Origin of the sequence: Mesorhizobium sp. M7A.F.Ca.CA.001.10.2.1, assembly GCF_003998575.1 — a bacterium.
Lineage (GTDB): Bacteria > Pseudomonadota > Alphaproteobacteria > Rhizobiales > Rhizobiaceae > Mesorhizobium.
On sequence record NZ_RZQY01000112.1, the window covers coordinates 7825 to 12487 of the forward strand.

At 63.7% G+C, this 4663-nt stretch carries 3 protein-coding genes and 1 pseudogene; 2 read left to right on the plus strand and 2 right to left on the minus strand.

Features of this window, described 5'->3' with window-relative positions; genetic code table 11:
* Positions 1–522, minus strand: a 522-nt coding sequence (locus EN964_RS38450; RefSeq protein WP_245490640.1) for an ABC transporter ATP-binding protein, incomplete at its 3' end; no start/stop codon positions are given.
* A 260-nt stretch (positions 523–782) separates the two neighbouring features.
* Here EN964_RS38450 and EN964_RS10290 point away from each other — a divergent pair.
* Positions 783–2143, plus strand: a pseudogene (locus EN964_RS10290) (cytochrome ubiquinol oxidase subunit I).
* A gap of 295 nt (positions 2144–2438) precedes the next feature.
* Positions 2439–3443, plus strand: coding sequence for a cytochrome d ubiquinol oxidase subunit II (locus EN964_RS10300; RefSeq protein WP_127269735.1), 1005 nt, complete (start codon positions 2439–2441; stop codon positions 3441–3443).
* 183 nt (positions 3444–3626) lie between these two features.
* Here the strand turns inward: EN964_RS10300 and msrA are convergent, their stop codons facing one another.
* Entirely contained in the window at positions 3627–4358 is a 732-nt protein-coding gene (gene msrA, locus EN964_RS10305) for a peptide-methionine (S)-S-oxide reductase MsrA (RefSeq protein ID WP_127268581.1), read from the minus strand.
* Between the last annotated feature and the right edge of the window lie 305 nt (positions 4359–4663).

A 4663-nucleotide genomic window follows, 5' to 3' on the forward strand; every position in this document is an offset into this window, starting at 1 on the left:
CCGCATGTCCTGGCGCAGCTCGACGTCGCCGCCGGCGGTCGGCTCGTCGAGGAACAGGATGCGCGGCTCATGCGACAGCGCCTTGGCGATCATCAGCCGGCGCTTCATGCCGCCCGACAGGGTGATCGCCTTGGCGTCCTTCTTGTCCCACAGCGACAGGTCGCGCAGCACCTTCTCGACAAAGCCGGGGTTGGCCGGCTTGCCGAACAGGCCACGGCTGTAATTGACCGTCGCCCAGACGCTCTCGAAGGCGTCGATTGTCAGTTCCTGCGGCACCAGCCCGATCAGACCGCGCGCGGCGCGATAATCCTTGTTGATGTCGTGGCCGTCGACGGTGACGGTGCCCGACGAACGGTTGACGATGCCGCAGACGATCGAGATCAGCGTCGTCTTGCCGGCGCCATTGGGTCCAAGCAGCGCGAAGATCTCGCCGCGCTGAATGTCGAGATTGACTTCCTTGAGCGCGGTGAAACCGGTGGCGTAGGTCTTGGAGACCCCGGAAATGGACAGGATGGAAGGCATGGATGAAAACGGCTGCTTGAAAGAGGTCCCCTGATATAGGCCGAATGTCGGTGCTTGCAACCGCAAGTCAATGCCCTGCTGACAGTTCTCGACAATCGTGCCGGCCGGCCGTTGCAGGTGCGGCGCACAGGCCCGGAGTTGCGCGGCACGCAACCGGCAAAATTGTCCTGTGGCGTTCAGCCTCGCGGCAGGACGCCGCTTTGACCTGAACTCGCTTCGGGCCTATCCTTCGCGAGTATTTGCAGCAGCCGGAGCCCATCATGGACCCGCTCATACTTTCGCGTATCCAGTTCGGCGCGAATATTTCATTCCATATTCTATTTCCGACGATCACCATTGCGCTGGGTTGGGTGCTGCTGTTCTTCAAGCTGCGTTACAACGCGACCAACGATTCCGCCTGGATGCGCGCCTATTTCACCTGGGTGAAGGTGTTCGCGCTGTCCTTTGCCATGGGCGTGGTTTCGGGCGTCACCATGAGCTTTCAGTTCGGCACCAACTGGCCGGGCTACATGGAAAAGGTCGGCAACATCGCCGGGCCGCTGCTGGCCTACGAAATCCTCACCGCCTTCTTCCTCGAAGCGGCCTTTCTCGGCATCATGCTGTTCGGCTTCCGCCGCGTCTCCAACCGCATCCACACGCTGGCGACGGTGCTGGTCGCCGGCGGCACCACCGTCTCGGCATTCTGGATCATCGCGCTCAATTCCTGGATGCAGACGCCGGCCGGATTCGAGATGCGCGACGGCGTGGCGCATGCGGTCGACTGGTGGGCAATCATCTTCAATCCGTCGATGCCCTACAGGCTGACCCACATGCTGCTGGCGTCGGGGCTGACGGTGTCGTTCCTGATATCAGGCCTGTCGGCGCTGCGTTATCTCACCGGCGACCGCTCGGAATCGATGTGGAAGGCGCTGCGCACCGGCGTCTTCACCGCGGCGATCCTGATCCCGATCCAGATCTTCGCCGGCGACCAGCATGGGCTGAACACGCTGGAGCATCAGCCGCAGAAGATCGCCGCCATGGAGGCCAACTGGAACACCGGCCCCAACGTGCCGCTGGTGCTCTTCGCGCTGCCGACGAGGCGGCGAAGGAAAACAAATTCGAGATCGCCATTCCCGATGGGGCCAGCCTGGTGCTGCGGCACTCGGCCAGCGGCGTGGTGCCGGGACTGAACGACTATCCCGGCAATCATCCGCCGGTCTTTCCGGTGTTCTGGGGTTTCCGCGTCATGGTCGGCACGGGCATATTGATGCTGCTCGTCTCTTGGTCGGCGGCCTTCTTCCTCAAGCGCCGGCACAGCCTGCCGAAGCCGCTGGCCATGCTGATGGTGCCGATGGGGCTGTCGGGCTGGCTGGCGACGTTGGCCGGCTGGTACACCACCGAAATCGGCCGCCAGCCCTGGCTGGTGACGGGCGTGCTGAAAACCGCCGACGCGGTCGGCCCGGTGGCCGGCAGCCATGTCGCGCTGACGCTCGCCATATACCTCGTTCTCTATGTGCTGTTGCTGATCGCCTATCTCGGCGTGCTGGTGCACCTGGCGCTGAAGGCGGCGAAGGACGGCGACAACTCGCCGTTGCCCGGCGTGCTCAACGCGCCGATGTCGCAGCCGGCTGCGGGGGAGTGATTTGATATGGCACTCCAGCCGGGCGCCGGCGCGGCCCCTCACCTGCCTGCCGGCATCCTCTCCCCGTATAGGGACGGGGAGAGGGGCGCTCGCATCGACGGTTTCGCCAGTCACCAGCGTTGCAAGAAAAGCGCCGAGATTGCGGCCAGCCCCCTTCTCCCCGTCCCTATACGGGGAGAAGTGCCCGGCAGGCAGGTGAGGGGCGGCGCCGACTTCGGCAATCGATCTGAAGCCTCGATAGAGCCCCATCCGATCACATCGCGATTAGCCGGCTCTGGTGAGTGAGGAGAAAAAGATGACCTTCGACTGGCCAACCGCGCTTCCGCTGATCTTCGCCGGCCTGATGGGCCTCGCCATCCTGATCTACGTCATTCTCGACGGTTTCGATCTCGGCATCGGCATTCTGTTCGCCGCCGCTGAAGACGCCGAACAGGATACGATGATTGCCGCGATCGGCCCGTTCTGGGACGCCAACGAGACCTGGCTGGTGCTGGCCGTCGGCCTGCTGCTGGTCGCCTTCCCGCTGGCGCATGGCGTCATCCTGACGGCGCTCTACATTCCGGTCTTCGTGCTTTTGCTCGGGCTGATCCTGCGCGGCGTCGCCTTCGATTTCCGCGCCAAGGTGCCAGCTGGCCGCAAGCATCGCTGGAACCGTATCTTCTTCCTGGGTTCGCTCATCGCCTCGCTGGCGCAGGGCTATATGCTGGGCGTCTATGTGCTCGGGCTCGACGTCGGCCTCGGCGGCATGGCGTTCGGCGTGCTGGTGGCGTTCTGCCTTGCCGCCGCCTACGCGGCGATGGGCGCGGCCTGGGTGATCTACAAGACTGAAGGCGAATTGCAGAAGAAAGCGGTGCGCTGGCTTCGCACCGCGCTGGTGCTGACCGCGCTCGGCATGGCGGCGGTGTCGCTGGCGACGCCCTTCGCCAGCCCGCGCATCTTCGACAAATGGTTCGTCTGGCCGGAAATGCTTTATCTGTCGCCGCTGCCGATCCTGTCGGCGCTTTTGTTCCTGTGGCTGTGGCGGCAGACCTTCCATCTGCCGAAGCCCGACGACCGCCATTCGCTGATGCCGTTCCTGACGCTGGCCGCCATCTTCGCGCTCGGCTTTGCCGGTCTCGCCTGGTCGTTCTACCCGTTCGTGGTGCCCGATCGCCTGACCATCTGGCAGGCGGCTTCCGCGCCGGAGAGCCTGGCCATCATCCTCGCCGGCACCGTGGTCGTGCTGCCGGTCATCATCTTCTATTCGTTCTATGCCTACCGGGTGTTCGGCGGCAAGGCGACGGATCTGACGTATGATTGAAGGGGATGGCGGGAGCTAATCTCCCCCCTCGAGGGGGAGATGTCGCCGAAGGCGACAGAGGGGGTCGCCACACGGAGAGCGCTAACCTCATTCTGTCGCAAGAGGCCGAGACCGGTCGAGCCGACCCCCTCTGGCCGCTTCGCGGCCATCTCCCCCTCAAGGGGGAGATTAACAGCGCTCAGCTCAATTGCTCGCCGACAGCACCAGCACCGGCTTGTCGCTGTAGAGCGCCGGGAACAGCGCCTTCAAATTCGCCACCTTGGGCAGGTCGTTGTAGACGATGTAGGGATAGGTCGGGTTCAGCGTCAGGAAATCCTGATGGTAATTCTCGGCCGGATAGAAGGTCTTGCCGGTTTCCAGCGTGGTGACGATCGGCTCCGGGAACACCTTGGCCTGGTCGAGCTGGGCGATGTAGCTTTGCGCGATCTTCTTCTGTGCATCGTTTTCGGCGAAGATCGTCGAGCGGTATTGCGTGCCGGAGTCCGGACCCTGGAAATTCAGCTGGGTCGGGTTGTGGGCGACCGAGAAATAGACCTGCAGCAGCTGGCCATAGGTCACCTTCGATGGATCGTAGGTGATCTCGACGGATTCGGCATGCCCGGTGCGGCCTGAGCCGACCGTCTCGTAGACGGCGGTGTCCTTGTCGCCGCCGGAGTAGCCGGAGACAGCCCTGGTGACCCCCTTGACGTGCTGGAAGACGCCCTGCACGCCCCAGAAGCAGCCGCCGGCGAAGATTGCCTTTTCAGTGCCGGCGGCCGCCTTCTCGTCGATTGCCGGCGGCGGGATCTTCACCGCGTCCTCGGCCGAAACCGCCGGCGTCAGCCAGAAGGCGGCGCCCGCTGCGGCAAGTGCAAGCGCGGCGAGGGCGCCTTTGACAAAGCCGAGCGAACGGTTTGAAATCTTGATGTTGGTCATGGTTGCACTCCTCGTGGCTTCCATAGGGATCAGTCTATTGCATCAAATAGTGCGGCGCGACGCACATTCGCGTGCGCCGAATGCGGAATCTTACCGTCAGCGCTGCCCCTCACTGTCCTGCCGGACATCTCTCCCCGCAAAACGGGGAGAGAGCAACTGGCCGCGACGCTGGCGTTTCTATCTGCAACACCGATGATTGGCGAAACCGTCGATGAGCGCCCCTCTCCCCGTCACTATACGGGGAGAGGATGCCGGTAGGCAGGTGAGGGGCAGCGCCAAGGGCCGCCCTTGTGAATGAACGGCTG

Bases quoted from the DNA above. Each gene is read 5' to 3' on its own strand.
- EN964_RS10300 (WP_127269735.1), top strand. From the start codon at position 2,439: ATGACCTTCGACTGGCCAACCGCGCTTCCGCTGATCTTCGCCGGCCTG.
- msrA (WP_127268581.1), bottom strand. From the start codon at position 4,358: ATGACCAACATCAAGATTTCAAACCGTTCGCTCGGCTTTGTCAAAGGC.